At 48.4% G+C, this 19,786-nt stretch carries 15 protein-coding genes; 13 read left to right on the top strand and 2 right to left on the bottom strand.

All coding sequences use genetic code 11. The annotated features are described in order from the left end of the window. The first annotated feature begins 70 nt into the window (after positions 1-70). From argH to AC6EJC_RS20420, 7 genes are all read left to right on the top strand, one after another. The gene (gene argH, locus AC6EJC_RS20390) at positions 71-1,483 is read left to right on the top strand and encodes an argininosuccinate lyase (protein WP_444955532.1); all 1,413 of its coding nucleotides are present in this window, start codon (positions 71-73) and stop codon (positions 1,481-1,483) included. A gap of 516 nt (positions 1,484-1,999) precedes the next feature. Beyond that, positions 2,000-2,251, top strand: a complete 252-nt coding sequence (locus AC6EJC_RS20395; protein ID WP_444955533.1) for a hypothetical protein — start codon at positions 2,000-2,002, stop codon at positions 2,249-2,251. Beyond that, on the top strand, positions 2,244-4,703 hold the full coding sequence (locus tag AC6EJC_RS20400; RefSeq protein WP_444955585.1) for a cyclic di-GMP-binding domain-containing protein, MshE-related: 2,460 nt from the start codon (positions 2,244-2,246) through the stop codon (positions 4,701-4,703). The genes AC6EJC_RS20395 and AC6EJC_RS20400 overlap by 8 nt, the downstream gene beginning before the upstream one ends. Before the next feature lie 23 nt (positions 4,704-4,726). After that, positions 4,727-5,734: a glycosyltransferase family 2 protein gene (locus AC6EJC_RS20405; RefSeq protein ID WP_444955534.1), complete on the top strand. Its 1,008-nt coding sequence runs from the start codon at positions 4,727-4,729 to the stop codon at positions 5,732-5,734. Continuing rightward, positions 5,697-6,116 carry a GtrA family protein gene (locus AC6EJC_RS20410; RefSeq protein ID WP_444955535.1) on the top strand — a complete coding sequence of 140 codons (420 nt, stop codon included), beginning with the start codon at positions 5,697-5,699 and terminating at the stop codon, positions 6,114-6,116. Before AC6EJC_RS20405 ends, AC6EJC_RS20410 begins: the two co-directional genes overlap by 38 nt. Continuing rightward, positions 6,113-7,711, top strand: coding sequence for an ArnT family glycosyltransferase (locus AC6EJC_RS20415; protein WP_444955536.1), 1,599 nt, complete (start codon positions 6,113-6,115; stop codon positions 7,709-7,711). Before AC6EJC_RS20410 ends, AC6EJC_RS20415 begins: the two co-directional genes overlap by 4 nt. A gap of 108 nt (positions 7,712-7,819) precedes the next feature. Further along, positions 7,820-9,454, top strand: coding sequence for a glycosyltransferase family 39 protein (locus tag AC6EJC_RS20420; protein WP_444955537.1), 1,635 nt, complete (start codon positions 7,820-7,822; stop codon positions 9,452-9,454). A gap of 112 nt (positions 9,455-9,566) precedes the next feature. Here AC6EJC_RS20420 and AC6EJC_RS20425 read toward each other — a convergent pair whose 3' ends face one another. Next, the gene (locus AC6EJC_RS20425) at positions 9,567-10,355 is read right to left on the bottom strand and encodes an alpha/beta hydrolase (protein ID WP_444955538.1); all 789 of its coding nucleotides are present in this window, start codon (positions 10,353-10,355) and stop codon (positions 9,567-9,569) included. A 266-nt stretch (positions 10,356-10,621) separates the two neighbouring features. Here AC6EJC_RS20425 and AC6EJC_RS20430 point away from each other — a divergent pair, with 266 nt between their 5' ends. After that, entirely contained in the window at positions 10,622-11,782 is a 1,161-nt protein-coding gene (locus AC6EJC_RS20430) for an S-layer homology domain-containing protein (protein WP_444955539.1), read from the top strand. Between the two features lie 72 nt (positions 11,783-11,854). On the opposite strand, the gene AC6EJC_RS20435 is transcribed toward AC6EJC_RS20430, so the two are convergent. Then, complete coding sequence (locus AC6EJC_RS20435) at positions 11,855-13,273, bottom strand: VanW family protein (protein WP_444955540.1); 1,419 nt, start codon at positions 13,271-13,273, stop codon at positions 11,855-11,857. A 224-nt stretch (positions 13,274-13,497) separates the two neighbouring features. On the opposite strand from AC6EJC_RS20435, the gene ftsE reads away from it, so the two are divergent. From ftsE to AC6EJC_RS20460, 5 genes are all read left to right on the top strand, one after another. Further along, entirely contained in the window at positions 13,498-14,184 is a 687-nt protein-coding gene (ftsE, locus tag AC6EJC_RS20440) for a cell division ATP-binding protein FtsE (protein WP_444955541.1), read from the top strand. Continuing rightward, on the top strand, positions 14,174-15,091 hold the full coding sequence (gene ftsX / locus AC6EJC_RS20445; RefSeq protein ID WP_190298089.1) for a permease-like cell division protein FtsX: 918 nt from the start codon (positions 14,174-14,176) through the stop codon (positions 15,089-15,091). Before ftsE ends, ftsX begins: the two co-directional genes overlap by 11 nt. A gap of 86 nt (positions 15,092-15,177) precedes the next feature. Then, positions 15,178-16,461, top strand: coding sequence for a murein hydrolase activator EnvC family protein (locus tag AC6EJC_RS20450; protein WP_444955542.1), 1,284 nt, complete (start codon positions 15,178-15,180; stop codon positions 16,459-16,461). A gap of 206 nt (positions 16,462-16,667) precedes the next feature. Then, positions 16,668-18,134 (top strand): S41 family peptidase, encoded by a 1,467-nt coding sequence (locus AC6EJC_RS20455; RefSeq protein WP_444955543.1) that lies wholly within the window; start codon positions 16,668-16,670, stop codon positions 18,132-18,134. A 164-nt stretch (positions 18,135-18,298) separates the two neighbouring features. After that, positions 18,299-19,615: a serine protease gene (locus tag AC6EJC_RS20460; protein WP_444955544.1), complete on the top strand. Its 1,317-nt coding sequence runs from the start codon at positions 18,299-18,301 to the stop codon at positions 19,613-19,615. The last annotated feature ends 171 nt before the right edge of the window (positions 19,616-19,786 follow it).

The raw sequence follows: 19,786 nt of genomic DNA on the forward strand, positions 1-19,786 counted from the left end.
ATGTACGGGATGCGGGCCGTTCTTGTCCAAACGACGAGGGCGGCTTGTATTGCAGAGAGGGGATTATGCAATGAGTAAGCTATGGGGCGGACGGTTTACGAAGCAAACGAACAAGCTGGTAGAGGAATATACGGCTTCTATCGGGTTTGATCAGGCGTTGGCGGAAGAAGATATTCAAGGCAGTTTGGCCCATGTGGCCATGCTGGGCAAATGTGGTATTATTCCGCAGGAGGATGCGGACACGATCAAGGAAGGACTGCACACGGTTCTGGAGCGTATCCGCCGTGGGGAAATTGAATTTTCCGTTTCGGATGAGGATATTCACATGAATATCGAAAAAAATCTGATCGAAGCCATTGGTCCGGTCGGCGGTAAGCTGCACACTGGGCGCAGCCGTAACGATCAGGTAGCAACGGATATGCACTTGTATTTGCGCGGACGTGTGGTATCGCTGGTTGGAATGCTGCATGATGTGCAAGCCGCATTAATCGGGCAGGCGAAGGACAATCTGGACACGATTGTACCTGGATACACACACTTGCAGCGTGCGCAGCCTATTTTGTTCGCACATCATCTGCTGGCATATGTGTCTATGCTGGAGCGGGATATTGACCGACTCAAAGATAGCTACAAGCGGATTAACGTATTGCCGCTCGGCGCTGGCGCTTTGGCCGGGACCACCTTCCCGATCGACCGTCATTTTGTAGCAGAACAATTGGGCTTTGACGGGGTCTATGAAAATAGTCTGGACGCCGTCAGTGACCGGGACTTTATCGTAGAGTTCCTGGCTGGTGCCTCGCTGATTATGACGCATTTGTCTCGTCTGAGTGAAGAATTGGTGCTATGGAGTAGCACGGAGTTTGGTTTTGTCGAGCTGGATGATGCTTTTTGCACAGGCAGCAGCATTATGCCGCAGAAGAAAAACCCGGATGTACCGGAGCTGGTACGTGGTAAAACCGGACGTGTCTATGGAAACCTCGTGGGTCTGTTGACTGTACTGAAATCCTTACCGCTGGCATACAACAAGGACATGCAGGAGGACAAGGAAGGGATGTTCGATACCGTTGCTACGCTGGAAGGAGCCTTGCAACTGTTCGCACCGATGATCGCCACGATGAAGGTGAACAAGGATCGTATGCGTCAAGCGGTCAATCAGGATTTCTCCAACGCAACGGATATTGCGGACTTCCTGGTCGGCAAAGGGCTTCCATTCCGTCAGGCGCATGAGGTCATTGGCAAAACCGTGCTGTATTGCATCCAGCAGGGCAAATATCTGCTTGATCTGACACTGGACGAATTCCAGCAGTTTTCGGATCTGTTCGACGACCGCATTTATGAGGTGCTTCAACCAGAAGCGGTGGTTAATGCCCGGAATGTATATGGCGGAACTGCTACCGGCCAGGTGCAGGCAGCCATTGGGCGCAGTGAACAGCTCCTGGCGAACACGTCAACATGGTTTGAAGGGCACAAGCCGAAAAATTAATCAGTAAAGAAAGATATTATTCTCTTGCACAGCAGCGGGATGCTGTGTAAAATCAGATTTTAAGGATATTAGCAATCTATGGTTCCAAAGGCACCGTTCGCGGTGTCTTTTGTGCTTTCTAAGGTATTTGATTTATTAATGATCCGAATATATGGAATGCGTAGATTTCTTGGAAAGGTATTGTCCACAGCGCTTAATATATAGTTCTATATACCTATTAATGCACTAGTGTGAAAGTTTCTAGGATTTACATTTTTGTATACTACGCCTACTATGATTATGGTAGAATAGCACTAAGTTTTTTTGCTGAATTACCAATTCAATAGGCCAGAAACCATATTCAATGAATAAGTGTCAAGTTCCTAGGGCTCTTATGATTAGGATAACTGCATAAATGTGTAAACGAAGGACTTGAATGAGAACATAGGTATGTCCTGGTTTCGGGAAAACGGCTAGTAAGAACATTGAAGTAGCGACATAGCAAAAGGCAGAGTCGGGACGGTCCAGGGAGGTATTATGAGAACTAAAAGGACGGCGCGTCAGTTAAAGAGCGCTTGGATCGGTTATCGCGCTTCTGACGCCGATCAACTGGTATCTTCATTGCATGAGGAACGAGTGCAAGCGGAGAAGTTACTGCGTGAGGAGCGGGAACTTTTCCATGCGGCGCTGGAACGGAAAAAGCAGCGGGATGCGGAGTTAAAGCAGCTGCTTGCGGATGCGCTTGCGGAAGAGCGGCGCTGGATTGAAAGGGCGGGAATCCATGGGTGACAAGCTTAGGTGGCAGGTTGGAGGAGTTTCAATTCGCCAAACCAAGAGAAGAATAAAAGAAGAACGTCAGCGAATCGAACAACTGCAACAACAGCTAGAGGCTCAGCGGTCAGAGCAGGCCCCGATGCTGTACAAGCTTGATTTTCATATCGAAGAGTTGGAACGGCGACTTCAAGATACAGAACTTCGTATCCAGGCTATACAGAACGCCAGTGATACAGCAGCCGTGGAGCAATTGCTGGATAAAGGGATGCAGGATGGACAGGTGCAGGAGGCGAAAATCCAATATGCATCCGGGCAGCAGGAGCAGGCAGCGACAGGAGCCGCTATGGGGGTTGCTTCCAGTATCTCTGGTACGGAAAGCGGAGAGGCCGCAGCAGGAACGCAGAGCGGACGAAACGGCAAGGCCCGTCTGGGGGATCAACTGGTGGAGAACGGGATGATCACCCGCGATCAGCTGGCAGACGCCATCCGCAACCAGAAGCGTTACGGTGGCAGGCTGGGCGATATTCTTGTAGAGATGGGTTTCATTACAACCGAGCAGCTACAGGAACAGGTTGACGGCGACGAGTCCAAGGAGCGCTTAGGCGATATGCTGGTTCGTTCCGGTTATATATTACCGGAGCAGCTGGAGCGCGCACTGGAGTTCCAGGCGAAGAGCGGCGGGCTGCTCGGCGACATCTTGCTCTCATTGCAAATGCTGGAACCTGCGGATTTGTACCGCGCGATTGCTACACAGAACCGAATTGGGCGTATTGGTGAGGAACTGGCGCTGGATGCGGCGTACAAACTACCCGAGCAAGTGGCAATGGCTTATGGCGTGGTCGTTATCCATCAATATATGAACCGCTATATTGTAGCGGTCAGCGATCCGCTGCCAGAAGAGCGACGCTTGAAGCTGGAGGAAATTCTGGGTATGCCGGTAGAGCAGGTGCTGGCGACGAAGGAAGAGATGGAGCAGCTCTGGGGTAAAATCTACGGTGAAGAAATGATGCAGGAGAGCACGACCGGACTGTTGGAAAAAGAGCCGCACAATTCGGCGCGTACGACCTTTACAAAGGGACAGCTCTGGGTGTTCGCGGCCATGGGTATGATTACACTGCTCGGTCTCTTCTGGAACAGTTGGAAAACGGTGTTGATCATCAATATGATGATTCAGCTGTTTTATTTTGCTATGACGCTTTTCAAATTTGTCATTATTTATCTCGGTTCCCGACGTGGGGCGCAGCTTCGTTTCACGAAGGAAGAGGTTGACGCCATGGATGAAAAAAAACTGCCGATCTATACGATTCTTGTACCTATGTATAAGGAAGCGGGCGTGCTTCCGATGTTGTTGCGGAATTTGGAGCAGCTGGATTATCCAAAGTCCAAGCTGGATGTGCGGCTGTTAATTGAAGAGGACGACATTGAGACGATTGAGCTACTTCGGGAAATGAAGCTGCCGGCCTATTACACGACACTGGTCGTTCCTGACGGTTTGCCGAAAACTAAGCCGAAGGCATGTAATTATGGACTTATTCGGGCACGCGGCGAGTTTGTCGTGATTTACGATGCTGAGGATCGTCCCGACGCTGATCAGCTTAAAAAGGTCATTGCGGCGTTTGATTCACTCCCTGAGCATTATGCCTGTATTCAGGCGAAGCTCAACTATTTTAACAGTACACAAAATTTGCTGACCCGCTGGTTCACTCAAGAATACAGTATGTGGTTTGAGTTGCTGCTGCCGGGTATTATGCAGTTAGATACCCCAATTCCGTTAGGCGGTACGTCCAATCATTTTCGGGTATCTGTATTGAAAGATATCAATGCGTGGGACCCCTATAATGTAACCGAGGATGCCGATCTGGGCATACGTCTGTATAAAGGCGGCTACAAAACCGCCATTGTCGATTCCCGCACATGGGAGGAAGCTAACAGCCGCGTGGGCAACTGGATTCGTCAGCGGTCACGCTGGATCAAGGGGTATATGCAGACATGGTTGGTTCATATGCGCAATCCGGTTAAATTGGTGCGTGAAGTGGGCTGGAAAGGTTTTTTCGGCTTTCAGGTGATGATTCTGGCGACTCCGATGTTGCCGTTGCTGAATCCGATTTTTTGGGGTTTGCTTATTTTATGGTTTGGCTGGGAATTGTCCTTTATTCCCAAGCTCTTCCCGGGTTATGTGTATTACCTGGCCAGCGCGGAATTTTATATCGGTAACTTTCTGTTCGTATTCAGTAATGTGGCCGGAATGTATTGGGTCATCGGGGAACTGGAAGAGCGTGGTGAACGGACATTTTCATACGCGATGGTCAAATATGGGCTACTCTCGCCGTTATATTGGGTACTTATGAGTATAGCTGCGGTGAAAGCGGCTTGGCAGCTCATTACCAAGCCGTTCTATTGGGAGAAGACGACGCATGGTCTGACCGATATGCACGACTTGGATGATGCCCCGGCACAGTCCTCCTGAATATGAAGAAAGAAGGAGCAAGAATGGAGACAAAAACACCTTTTTTATCTGTCGTCATTCCCATGTACAATGAAAGCTCGCATCTCGAACGTTCACTTACAGTGATTGATGGGGTACTGTCTGTTGTCACTTCACGCTATGAGCTAATCATTGTAGATGATGGTTCCAAAGACGATACGTGGCTCAAACTGTCCGAATTGTCCCGTCGTATGCCCTCTTTGCTCGCGCTCCGGCTGAGTCGGAATTTCGGTAAGGAGCTGGCGCTGTGCGCAGGTCTGGAAAATGCTTCTGGCGATGCGATCATTGTCATGGACGGTGATTTGCAGCATCCTCCTGAGATGATTGGAGAAATGGTGCGTTTATGGCAGAATGAAGGTTATGATTTGGTCGAATGTGTGAAAGAATTCCGGGGAGAAGAATCGGTGGGCAAAAAGCTTGGGGCTTCTTTGTTCTACGCGACCCTGAATCGTTTGACTGGCTTTAATCTCAAGGATGCCTCCGATTATAAGCTACTGGATCGACGAGTGGTGGATGCCTGGATGACGATGCCAGAGCGTATGCCATTTTTTCGCGGGATGACGGCCTGGCTCGGTTTCCGTAAAACCCAGATTTCATTCCGGGTGGCTCCACGGGAAGAGGGCCCAAGCCGCTGGAGTCCGTTAGGGCTGATTCAACTGGCAGCGGAAGCGATCGTTTCGTTTTCGACGGTACCGTTGCGGGTAGTAAGTCTGATGGGCCTCATTTTTATGCTGATTTCAGTCGTATTGGGGATTCAGACCTTAATGCACAAATTAACGGGTGACGCTGTGACCGGTTTTACCACTGTCATTTTGCTGCTCTTGATTATTGGCAGTGTACTCATGCTATCAATTGGAGTGGTAGGAGAATATATTGCCGCCATATATCACGAAGTCAAAGCTAGACCTCGTTATCTGATAGCAGATAAACGGGCGAATGCTGACCGATTGTGGGTGGACAGGGAGTTTAATCAACATGATCAGACGTTCATATCTAAAGTATCCAATCATTAAATATAGTATTGTGGGACTGCTCGGTACAGGTATCCATGTGGGTGTGCTTGTGCTGCTGGTGGAGCTGTTTACGGTGCCTGCAGTAACGGCTACTACAATAGGATTTGTGGTTACGCTGCTCGTTTCGTACGTGCTGAACCGAAACTGGACGTTCGAGCCTACTGGCGAAGGAAGCCGCACCCAGTTTCTTAAATATTTATTGGTCTGTACCTGTGGCTTGCTCTTGAATGCCGCTCTGATGTACGTGACCATTCACTGGATCGGTTGGTCGTATCTGATCGGTGAAGTACTAACTACCATCATCGTGCCAGTTCATAATTATTTCTGGAACCGCTATTGGATCTTCTCTGTTCCGCAAAAGCGTCAGAAAGAGGCTTCATGATATTAAGAAAACATGGAAAGTTGCTGTCATTATTTGTTTGTATTGCTGCTCTTGAACTGGCCGTCGGCGTTTATTTTGCATGGCATCTTGGCTATATGCATACCGATGCGCTCAGTCGAGTAGCTAATGCATTTTATGTGCTATACAGTCGTGACCCGCATTTGGGTGCTATCGGGTTTGTATGGAATCCGTTGCCCAGTTTGATGGAACTGATTGTGCTGTTGTTTTATCCGTTATTCCCGGCACTCGCTTCCCACGGGCTGGCAGCCGTGATTGTGAGCAGTCTGTTTGCAGGAGCGAGCGCGGCATTATTGTACGGGACGGGAAAACAACTGGGGCTTCACGGTGCAATCAGTCTGCTCATTGCGCTGTTATTTTCACTGAATCCGTTTATGTTTCTGTTCGGCTTCAATGGCTTGAGTGATTCGCCATATATCTTTTTTATCCTGTTGACGGTGAGTCGATTCTGTATGTGGCTAAAGGATCGCAAGGCGGCGAATTTGATCGTATCCGGTTTTGCGCTTGCATTGGCTTTTTGGGTACGCTATGAAGCGGTCCCACTGGGCGTTGCGATGGCTTTGGGTGTACTGCTGACTATCTTTTTTCTACATCGGTGGCGTACAAGCAGAGAGATGGGTAGAACGGAATTATCTTTAAAAGAGCGCCTGTACAAGGTAGAAGCGACATGGCTTCTATTGTTACTGCCACTTGTCTTTTCCGGTCTGCTGTGGCTCTTTTTTAACTGGATTATCATGGGCGACCCGCTTTACTTTTTACGCTCGCAATATTCCAATGCCACACAATCAGCCGCTTTGTTGGAGGATCAGCGCTTTGCAGCAATGTTTGCCAACCCTGTGCTGATGCTGAAATTTATCGGGCAACGAACCTTATGGTATGCTGCTCCGTTGATTGCCATTTTGCTCATACGACTATTGGACAAGCGTCTGTTGAGTTGGAGCACGTTAACGCTACTGGCAATCTTCTTATCTGTGCCCGGGCTTCAGCTTTTGCTGATGCTCAAGCAGTCTTCTTTTGGCTGGTTCCGATATTTTATGTATGTATTCCCGATTACAGTTGCCTGGTTGCCGTATGAGCTAAGTTTATTGAAGGGAAAAATGCGGGGGATCGGAATCTCGCTGGTAACAGCTGGAATGTTGGCAACAGCAGGCTTGTTATCTTACGCACTGACGAATCCCGCGATTGCGGCTGATGAACACAGCTATCTGACGCATAGTGGCAATGAAAGCTATGAGCGGCAAATTATTGAGCGGAAAATAGCACCATGGCTCGATGAGCATTATGGTTCATCTCTCATATTGACAGATTCCTATGCGGCATATCCGATCATTTTGAGTAGCAAAATTCCGAAGAAGTTTATGATTACAAGTGATTATGATTTCGGAAAATCCTTAACGGATCTGCCTGCTTCCAAGGTGGATTATGTTTTGGTCACGCGCTTGGTGGAGGGGGTACCGCTGGATCAGGTGAACCGGAGCTATCCTGATTTGTTTGAAAAAGGGGCGCCGTGGGCCTCGCTGGTACATGACTTTGACGGGCAGTGGCGATTGTACAAAATAGAGCATGAAGAACCGTAATAATTTTTTTGTATTTTAATGCATCGTAGCGGAGGGAAGGATACAGCTGTAAGGCGTAAGCAGGCTACAGTTGCATCACCGCAAGAAGTTTGAGGGGGAACGAGAGGAATGTCCTTTCGCAAATGGTCTGCAAGCAGATGGATGGCTATAGGTCTGTTTGTATTTATACTTGCGTTGGAGCTGTCTGCGGGCATCTATTTCAGCTATGTGCTGGGATATATGCATACAGACGCGCTCAGTCGCGTAGCTAACGCATTTTATGTATTGTACAGCCGTGACCCGCATCTGGGCGCAATCGGATTTATCTGGAATCCACTGCCCAGTCTTCTGGAAATGGTGATTCTACTGCTGTATCCAATCTTTCCGGCATTAGCCACCTATGGATTAGCCGCTGTCATTCTTAGTGCTACCTTTGCCGCTTTGACCGCTATGCTACTGTATCGGGCGGGTGTCAGAACAGGGCTTAGCTCAGGGATGAGCTTGATGCTGGCATTGTTGTATGCACTGAATCCGTTTATTTTACTGTTCGGTGCCAACGGGCTGAGCGATTCTCTATACATATATTTCATTATGATGACGGTGATTGAATTTGCTTTGTGGCTTAAGGATCGTATGACGGCAAGTCTGATTGTTTCTGGCTTAGCGCTTGCCATGGCGTTCTGGACTCGCTATGAAGCGGTTCCTCTGGGCGTGGCGATGGCGGGTGGCGTGGTCTTGGCGATCCTGTTTCTTCATCGAAACATGGGCAGACGCGAGCTGGCCTTGCGAGAAAAACTGCACAAGGTCGAGGCAACCTGGTTACTTCTTCTGCTCCCCGTGGTCTTTTCCGGGCTGTTGTGGATTTTCTTTAACTATCTCATTATGGGGAATGCTTTTTATTTCCTCAATTCGGAGTATTCGAACACGGCTCAATCGGCAGAACTGCTGAATGATGATAAATTCGTGGAGATTTTCTCCAATCCGCTGGTAGCCTTGAAATTTATTGCTTCCAAAACACTCTGGTATTCGGTACCGTTGTTTGCTATTCTGTTCATTCGTCTGTTGAGGGGACGCTTGTTCCGGTGGGGAACTCTGATTATTTTGCTACTGTTCCTGTCTGTGCCGGGGTTGCAATTTTTACTCATGATGAAGCAATCTTCGTACGGGTGGTTTCGTTATTTTATGTACGTGTTCCCAATTACCGTAGCTTGGTTGCCCTATGAGCTGAGTCAGCTTCAGGGACGATGGCGGAGGGCGGCCTTTGGCCTGGTGTCCGTCAGTCTGCTGCTTACCGCTGGATTACTTTCCTATGCGTTGACTCGCCCGGATATTGCACCGGATGAGAACAGCTTTCTTACACGAACGGGTAATGTGAACTATGTGAGACAGGAGTCAGATCGTAAGATTGCCGTCTGGCTGGATGAGCATCTGCCGAAGTCTACCATTATGACCGATTCGGCTTCAGCCTACACAATGATCGTCTACAGCCAATATCCAAAACGTTTCCTGATTACCAGTGATTATTCGTTCAATAAGGCATTAAGTTATCCACAGGACAACCATGTGGATTATATCCTTGTACCTAACACCATGTCAGGCATGCCACTAAGTAAAATCAATATGGTATATCCGAATTTATATGAAAAAGGTGCCCCATGGGTCCAGCTTGAACGTGAGTTTAACGGTGAGTGGCGCTTGTACAAAGTGCTACCTAAGTCACTAACTAAAGTATCTCCATCGACGGAGACAACGACAAATCCCTGATGTGCGTCAGGAAGATGAATATGGATTTGCATATCGGATCATAACAAATCCCCGGAGCCTAATCCCTTCGCCATGGTGCGATGAGGGAAGGAACGGGGATTTTTTTACCTGTTTAGTGCCCTTTGAGCGGTAGCCACGCCAGTACATCCTGAATTTTCGCATCCCAGTATCCCCATTCATGAGCTCCAGGACCTTCTTCGTAGGTCAGCGGAACTCCGGCAGTATGACATGCTTCACGAAAAGCCTGATTTCCCTTATATAGAAAATCCTCCGTGCCGCAGCATTGGTAGAGCCGGGGGAGTGAAGTCCCCAAGGCAGCATGACGTTGTAACAGTTCCAGCAAGTCGTGATCTGTTCCGCGTATTTCATCTGGACCAAAAATGTTAAGCCATTCCGCTGGACTCATCGCATTTTGCATAGGATCGGTGCGTGATGCGTGTAAATCCATGACCCCCGAAAGGCTGGCAGCGGCTGCAAAACGGTCTGGATGCTGGAGTGCCAGTTTGAAGGCACCATATCCACCCATAGAAAGCCCGGCTACAAAATTGTCTTCACGTTTGTCGGACAGAGGAAAGAATGAACGTGCCAAAGTCGGCAATTCTTCACTGATAAAGGTCCAATAAGCCGCTCCTTGCTCCATATTCGTATAGAAACTCCGATGTACCTGGGGCATTACGACAGCTAGGCCCAGTGAGGCGACGTAGCGCTCAATGGAGGTTCGACGCAACCAGGTTGAATCATCGTCCGACAGGCCATGCAGCAAATACAGCGTCGGATGTGGCCCGGTTCCTTGCTTGCCCTCCAGTCCAATCTGCGAACGGGTTGCCTGAGGAAGAATAACATTCATAGATGTGCTCAGACCAAGAACTTCCGAATAAAACTGACATTGAATAAGAGCCATAAGAAAACCTCTTTTCCTAGGGTTTTGTGACCTCATTGCCGAGTTCCAGCATACGACTGATTATTCATTCAGTATACCTTAGCCTGTCTAAATATACATATCCAAGCGAATAACTAGGTATTAAGTCCTGTTTCTTATTTATCCTACATTAGGAGGGGGTATGGTTATATGGGACGATTTTTTTAATTTGGGGGTCATTTGGGTTTGATTTCTGGTAAAGTGTTTAAAAAAGAATGATGAATCCAATCAGAGGAGGAATTAATAGCATGGGAAAAAAGTTAAGAAACACAGTTACAGGTATATTGAGTACGGGTCTTATTCTTAGCGCATTCAGCGCAGCAGCAGCTGCTCCTCAAACTACAAGTGGCCATTGGGCAGGAGATCAGGTGCAACGCTGGTCAGCCACAGGACAATTGGGCGGAGCGGTGAAACCGGATGCGGCGATCACACGTGCAGAATTTATTGTTCTTCTGAACCGCAGCTTGGGTACGTTCACGCTGGATACTCCAGCTGTGACAGACGTAACGTATGCGGACAGTGTAAAAGTAAACGGTAGTGGAAGCAGAACGTTCACAGATGTACCAGCGTCGCACTGGGCATACAACGAGCTGACAAGTGCCGTGAATGCAGGTTACATAAGCGGCTATGCAGGTAACAAGCTCAAACCAAATGGAAAGGTAACACGTCAGGAAGCTGCGGCTATCGTAGCTAAAGCCATTGGACTGACTGCGAATAACGCAGCAGATGTTACTAAATTCATTGACTCCGACAAAATCGGATCTTGGGCGAAGAAAAGTGTAGCGGCTGCTGCAGAACAAAAAATCATCAACGGTTATCCGGATGGTAAATTCCAGCCACTGAAGTCGCTGACTCGTGCAGAGGCGATTGCTATTCTGGATGCCGCTTCGGGTTACAACCTGAGCTCTGTTGATAATCTGACGACGACTCCTGGTGGAACGGTGACGGATTCCACATACAGCAACGTGACAGATTCTACTTATGGTAACGGTAACACGTCCACTACTTCTGGCAGTGAAACAGAAGATAGTAGCACAAGTACCAGCACAGATAGCACGACTACGGATACTACGGACAACTCTACAACAACGGATACCAGCACAGCTATAGACACCACTACGGATACGACTACAGCCACTGACGCGGTTGCAACTACGAATGCACTGAAAGTCAACGATGTGTATGACGGTGAAGGTACAATTACGGGGACAGCTAAAGCTGGTTCCACAGTAACCGCCTATTCCAACGATCTGCCTATCGGTAGTGCAGTAGCCAAAGATGATGGCACATTTAGTATCAGTGTGCTTACTCAAAAAGCAACGGTTAGGCTGGTTATCCAAGCTGAAGATGCAGACGGTAACGAAAGTGAGCCTGTAGAAATCTCTGTTTTGGGTAAACGCAGCGAGTAATTTATAGCTAAAATCCCCCTTTCACTCTGTCTGGGACAAATCCAGCCGACAGTGGAAGGGGGATTTTTCGTTTTATTCGCTTATGCCGTCCTCGACAATAGGCTTCTCCGGTTCACGTATTTGTGGCTTAGATGATGTGCTCCCGCCATAACTAGCTACAATGCGTTGCTGCGCTCGGTACGTATCGCGGCTGATTCGGGTGCGCTCCACGGTTTTTCCGTCAACCTTTTTTACCCGGAATGTTTCTACTACATACCCTTCTTTGCCCTGCCGAATTACTTGATAGAAGCCGGGGGAAAGTGAGTCATTACGAATCCTCTTCTCCGGTATGGGGAGTACGCGAACCGTATGGGATTCCAGTTCATACGAAACATTGGACGGAAATGTACCAAAAAATTTAACGGTAAGCGTTCGGTCTTGGACAGCGGCACGAAGGAGCAAATGCTTGCCTGTATTGTTTCTAAAACGAAAATTAATGGACCCTGTAGCAAAAGTCGCATCCTGACCTTTGGGCAGGTAGCTGACCGGCAAGGAATGGTTGCGGCGTTCAACAATGTCCAAACCGACTCGCAGCGCTGCATTATAGACAGTGCTGGATACCTGACAAATCCCACCGCCAATGCCGGACTCCAACTGTCCGTTCACGATCACTGGAGCTTCACGAAAGCCATGCGTGCGCTCAGCCTTGGCAATCAATTGGCCGTAGTCGAATATGTCGCCCGGCTTGAGAATTAAGCCATCAACGGTGCTTGCCGCTGAATTGACGTTATACACGCGTCCTTCCGAGCTGCTACCGAGACTGGTAGAAAACTGGGCGATTTTGCGCTCAATACCTTCGCTACGCAGACCGTCCACCGAAATTTTCGGCTCCAGCTGAAGGAACGGTAATTCCACTCGTATCGGCTCCCCGGAAGCGGTAAAGTCTTTGGGTAGCGCCTTATCCAGTGCGGCGTCCAGTTTGGGCCAATCCAAGCGCCGGGCAGAGCGCCCCGGGATATAACGAACCTGATCGTTCGCGTCAATCTGACGCACGGCATTGATAGGTATGCCGTATCGTTGCTCCTCCCAGTCGGCTCCAAATTGGGCTTTTAAGATCTTCTCCTGCCGGAAAGATGTGATAGACCATTCCTTCTCGAAGGTAAAACGTGCTTGCACACGGGTCCATAGATGCTGCGAGTCGAGCGCCTTCACGGCATTTCGGAATGCCTCCGCTTTATAACTAATCCCTGCTTTCCCGAGTGTAAGTTTTATATCCTGTGCACTGCTGTCACTGTCTGTTAGGAGCAGAGGGCGTTGCTTCAATGCATCCAGCTTTTTCTCCACCAGCCGGAGAGCAGCTGTTTTATCCATGCTTCCTACGTTGACTCCTCCGACTCTCACTCCCTCCGGTAGCGTTTGTCTGTCGGCGTACAGATGAAGTCCTCCCCACAATATGGCCAGCGCCAGAATACCAGACCATATCCAAATGAAAGATAAATGAATTTTTTTCATAATGCAGATGTCTCCTGTCTGATAAGCTTAATAGCGTATTCGTGTGCCATAATATTCATATATATGTGCCAAAAGCAGAAAACTTTCGGTACTATTTAGGTAACAAATTTGTTACAATGATAAACGGTATGATGAAATACAGAAGATTTTAAAGGAAATGCATAGAATATGTCGAATGGATATTAGGTTATACGTAACATGATTAAGCAGCGGGAAGTGATCGAGTGATTGAAATGCAGGATGTGTGGAAGACCTATACTAACGGAACCCACGCACTTCAAGGAGTATCGGTGAGAATTGACCGTAATGAATTCGTATACGTAGTCGGCCCGTCAGGGGCGGGGAAATCGACTTTTATGAAACTTATTTATAGAGAAGAAGTACCGACCAAGGGGCAAATTTCAGTCAATGGATTTAATATCGGGAAGCTCAAGCAGCGTAAAATTCCCTATGTTCGTCGTAACATCGGAGTCATTTTTCAGGATTTCCGACTTTTGCCGCGTTTGACGGCCTATGAGAATGTGGCTTTTGCTATGGAAGTCATTGAGGCTCCCAACAAGCTGATTCGCAAACGGGTACCAGAAGTGCTTGAACTGGTTGGCTTGAAAACAAAAATGAATCGTGAGCCTGCCCAGCTTTCCGGTGGGGAGCAACAGCGCGTAGCGATTGCACGGGCCATTGTGAACAATCCTTCCGTGATCATTGCTGATGAACCTACGGGTAATCTGGACCCCGAAACATCGTGGGAGATCATGCAGTTACTGGACGAAATTAATTTTCGGGGTACGACCATTGTGATGGCGACACACAATAAGGACATCGTGAACTCCATGCGTAAACGCGTTATTGCCATCGAGAACGGCAACATCGTAAGAGATCAGGTAAGAGGGGAGTACGGATATGACTTTTAACACCTTCTTACGTCATGTGCGGGAAGGTTTCAAAAACATATTCCGCAATGGCTGGATGTCCGTGGCATCCGTCACCTCGATTATTGTGTCACTACTTATATTGGGTGTATTTATCATGCTGGTGCTCAACGTTAATTCCTTGGCTGATCAGGCAGATAGTCAGGTGGAGGTTAACGTATTTCTAGAGCTAAATGTAGAGCAGAACATGCGTGAAACGCTGCAAAAGGAAATCGCGGCGATGCCGGAAATCAGTAAAGCCACCTTTGTGACTAAAGCTCAAGGTTTGGAGGAGCTGCGCAAAGATTTGGGAGAAAGTGGTAAGGAGCTGCTGGAGGGTTTTGACAAGGACAGCAATCCACTGCCGGACAAAATTGTGGTAGAGGTTATTGAACCAACAACAGTTCCATTTGTGGCCGAGAAGATTGAGAAGCTGAATACGTTGCACCCAGAGAAACCGATTTTAAAGGTTCGTTATGGAAAAGGCACCGTAGAGACGCTCTTTACGATTACCAAGCTGATCCGTAATGTTGGCTTTATATTCGTAGCCGGATTGGCGATCATGTCCATGTTCCTCATCTCGAATACAATTCGCGTGACCATATTGGCACGACGCAGAGAGATTGGCATTATGAAGCTGGTCGGTGCGACCAACTTTTTTATACGATGGCCGTTTTTTATCGAAGGCGCGCTTATTGGTCTCATTGGTTCTATTATTACCGTAGGTATTTTATTTACTGGTTATCAGCGTTTGCTCACAGCCGTTCAGGGCGATATAGCTCTGAATATGTTGAAGCTTATGCCACTTGAAGGCATTTGGATTCAGTTGAGTGCTTTGCTGATTATTTTGGGGATGCTGGTCGGAATTATTGGCAGTACCCTGTCCATGCGCAAGTTCTTAAAAGTATAAAGAGGCGTTGTCTGAACGTCGTGGTCGATATCAATTAGAACGGGGAAGCCCGGTGTTATTTTGCGATAAAGGATGGGGAGTGCAAGTTGAAAAAAACAGGATCTGTGTTGGCCGCTACCTTGGTAGCCGCATTGCTAATCCAGCCTTCTGACGGATATGCCAAAAGCATGAGTGAAATCAATTCGCAGCTGAACCAATTGGAAAAGCAGGCCCAATCTGCCAAGCAACAACAGAAAAAGGCTGCTCAAGATAAACAGTATGCCCAACATTACAAAAATAAAACCGTGCAAAACTTGAAAATTGTACTTGCCCAGATTAACAGCGTCAGTGATCAGCTGACTCGTGTAGCGGTTCAAATTGATCAAACGGAAGATAATCTGCGTGCGACTAAAAAAGATTTAGCCGAGGCAATTGATCGTATCCAGTCACGGGAAAAAATGCTGGAAACTCGCGTGCGTCTGATGTATACGGATGGAACCGTCTCATATATGGACGTGCTTATGTCTTCGACCAGTTTTAGTGACTTTCTCAGTCGGGTAGATTCCCTGAAAACGATCGTGGAGCAGGATCAAATCCTGTTGGACGAGCATAAAAAGGACAAGGCTCTTGTCGTAAGCAAGAAGAAGCAGCTGGACACGGAATATAAAAATGCCAAGAGGCTGTATGCGCTCAAGCAGGACGCCAAAGCAGAACTGGATTCGAAGGAGAAAGAGAAGCAAAGACTGATTGCCAATTACGATCATGATATTGCCGAGTCAGATGAAATCAGCGAAGAGCAAAATGATATGCTGGTAGCCCTCGCTAACAAACGTGTGGGTCTGGTGCAGGAGAAAAACAAGCTCAGAGCGGAGCAGGCCGCTAAAGCAGCACGCGCTAGAGCGGCTGCGCGTGCTGCTGAGGCCAAGCGATATGCTTCTTCATCCTCAGGCGCTGGCTCGAAATCCAGCCATGCGGCAGCCAGTACGTATACGGGCGGATCAGGCACGCTGGCTTCGCCGGTATCCCATTACCGACTCTCATCTACTTTTGGCATGCGGGTACATCCGATTACCGGCAAGCTTAGAGGCCACACCGGTATTGATATGGCGGCTCCGCAGGGAACCGATATTCATGCAGCAGAAGACGGTGTTGTCATTGTTGCGGAATGGTGGAGTGGCTATGGAAACACGGTTGTGATTGACCACGGAGACGGGCTATGGACCCTATATGGACATATTCGCAATGGCGGTACGGTGGTTCATACGGGGCAGACTGTGAAACGCGGTCAAAAAATTGCAGAAGTTGGTTCGACGGGCAATTCCACAGGACCTCACTGTCATTTTGAGGTGCGCGAGAATAACAAACCCGTAAATCCAATGAACTATTTATAGTAGACAAGGTAAGCCCTATTTGTAACCAATGCGGTTGTAGATAGGGCTTTGCTGTAATGGTTAATATCCGATGAAGAACATGTGCATTGAGACACGGAGTAGGATACAATTAACATATTCCGTACAAGCTAGACGTATACTTCGTGGATGGATATGCGTTGTAAGGCAATAGGCTACAAGATAATGAGAAGGCGGTGGACGATTAGATGTTGAAAAAAAGTACAGCGGTACTCTTGATGGTGATCGGGCTGCTTGGAGGCAGTCTGCTTACTTTTGCCTATACTGGAACGACTACAGTAGGGAATAGCGCTCTGGGAGAAGGACTGCTGGCGAGTGTGACAGGTAGCAGCTCCACCTCCAGAAGTGATATCCGCAAAATCGAGACAGCGATGGATCTGATCCAGGGACAATATTATCAGGACGTTGATCGCACCAAGCTGGTGGATGGCGCCATCAATGGTATGATGGAGTCGCTCGGCGACCCGTATTCCTCTTATATGGGTAAAGAAACTGCACAACAGTTCGAGCAATCCATAGAAGGCTCCTTTACCGGGATTGGAGCCGAGGTAGCGGCAGAAAACGGGAAAGTAGTCGTAGTAACGCCAATTAAAGGCTCCCCGGCCGAGAAGGCAGGATTACGCTCTAAGGATATTATTTTGTCTGTTAATGGTGAAACACTGGACGGATTGGATCTAAACAAGGCCGTTTCCAAAATTCGTGGACCTAAAGGCAGTCAGGCGAAAGTCAAAATTCAGCGCAGCGGCTCTCCGGATCCGTTGGAATATACGATTACCCGTGACAACATCGATATGGAAACTGTAACGGCTCATATGGAAAGCGGCGGTGTAGGTGTCATCACGATCACCCAGTTCTCCTTGAATACAGCAGAACGTTTCAAGGAAGAGTTGGCGAAGCTCGAAAAGCAAGGGCTTAAAGGGCTCGTCATTGACGTGCGTAATAACCCGGGCGGCGTGCTTTCCGTCGTCATTGAGATTGCGCAGCAATTTGTACCTTCTGGCAAAACGATTGTACAAGTGGAAGACAAGAACCAGAAGCGTGAAGAAGAGAAATCCAAAGGTTCACGCAAAAATTATCCGGTCACTTTGCTAATGAATAAAGGTAGCGCAAGTGCGTCTGAAATTCTGGCAGGTGCTCTCCAGCAATCAGCGGGGGCAGTGTTGATCGGGGAAAATTCCTTTGGTAAAGGTACTGTACAAACCAGCTATGACAAGCAAATGGGTGATGGTAGCCTGCTCAAAATCACGATTGCCAAATGGTTAACGCCAAATGGAACGTGGATTCATAAAAAAGGGATTAAGCCAGATATTGCGGTGGAACAACCTGAATACTTCACAGCAGCACCACTGAACAAGGAAAAGTCTTTGAAATACAATATGAATAGCAGTGATGTGAAAAATGCGCAAATCATTCTGCAAGGCTTGGGTTACAAACCAGGCCGCGAAGACGGTTATTTTGACAAAGTGACCGAAAGCTCTGTTATTGCTTTTCAAAAACAGGCGAAGCTGACGGCTAGCGGGATCATTGATGCGAAGACAGCAGCAGCGATGGAAGCCAAGCTGATTGAAAAAATTCGCGATCCGAAAAATGATGATCAACTCAAGCAGGGGATTGAAGAGATTCGGAAGGAAATGAAGACAAGCGTAGCGAAATAGTAGTAAGGCTACAACAAGGGGGCTGGAAACAGCCTCCTTTGTTGTTGGGATTTATTTGCAGTCTGCCGGATTGTCTTCCCTACGTTGGCAATTTCATATAGAATGAATGGATATGAAATGTACGTGATCCGCTATATAGCGGGACAGGGACATAAGGAGTGTGAATGGACTTGGAATGGGCATTACAATGGGGATGGAGCGTCTTGAATGCTTGCTTGTACCTGCTTTTGCAGCCGTTTTATTATATCTCGATACTCATTGTCGCACTTGGCTATCGTCGGCAAATGCTGCTGGAGCGCAAGCTATTTCATACCAGAATGCATAGCTGGGCAGCAGAGACCTGGCGTGTCGTATGGAGTGGTTTGCTTGCTGGGATGGCACTATCCGCTCTGGGAATGTTCGTCAGCGTGCATCTGAACCCGGCTTCCATCGTGTGCCTGTGGGTGACCACATTGCTGCTCATGCTGGTACGCGTCCGTTACCTGTGTCTCGCTTATTCGGTAGGTCTGCTAGGTGTGGTTCAATTTTTCTTAAACGTGGCCAGTGGCTGGCAGCCCGGGGGAGCGCTCGGAACATCGGTAGCATCCATCCGTGGATTGGATATTCCAGCACTGTTGGTGCTGGTCGCTGTGCTGCATGTGGCTGAGGCGCTGTTGGTTCGCTGGCAAGGGGGGAAGGCGGCCACTCCGCTGTTTGTCGAGGGCAAACGGGGAAGATTGGTTGGCGGCTACCGTATGGAAGACCTCTGGCCCATTCCGTTGCTGTTGCTGGTACCTGCTCAGGGAGGATTCACGCTTCCCTGGACACCTTTGTTCGGCAGCGATGCCGGAACTGGATATATGCTGGCAGCCTTGCCAGTCCTGATGGGCTTCAGTAGCGTCACGCTAGGCCAGCTACCACGACAGAAGGCGGTACTCACTTCGAACCGCTTGCTCCTGTACAGTGTGGTTTTGCTTCTACTAAGCCTGCTGGCGGCCTGGTGGAGTCCGTTGCTATTGTTGGCAGCGTTATTCTCTTTTCTGGCTCATGAGGCGCTGATCTGGTATGGTAACATAGAGGAAAGCCGTCTTAGCCCAATGTTTGTTCATCCGGAGCAAGGGATGCGTGTTCTTGCTGTGCTGCCAGACAGTCCGGCGACAGCCATGGGCATTTTGCCGGGCGAGGCCATTTACCGTGTGAATGGCATTGTTGTGAACAGCCGTGCCGAGATGCACCAGGCCTTGCGGATCAACTCTGCTTTTTGCAAGCTGGAGGTACGCAATCTGCAAGGCGAGAGCAAGTTTGTGCAGCGAGGCATGTACGATGGCGATCACCACCAGCTAGGGGTCGTGCTTGCACCGGATGCAGACGCAGGCTGGGCCGTGTCCATACAGCCGGCCTCCATCTACCGGATTGTTGCTATGCACATAGGCGCACGGCGACGTAAAGCTGGACAGGCATCGAAGGCAGAGGGTGCACATTTGGACACCATGGAAAAATAGATATTACAACAAGAGGGTAGTCATTATTTGATTGGAGTCGAATAAGGCTACGCTCTTTTTTATATGCTGACAGTAGTCCGCTTGAAATCAATATTCTGATCGGTATACAATGAATATGTAATGGGAACCATTAATGAACCGAATGCCTATCATGTGTTTCAAGCAGGGAGA

The organism is Paenibacillus sp. TY11 (assembly GCF_059772165.1).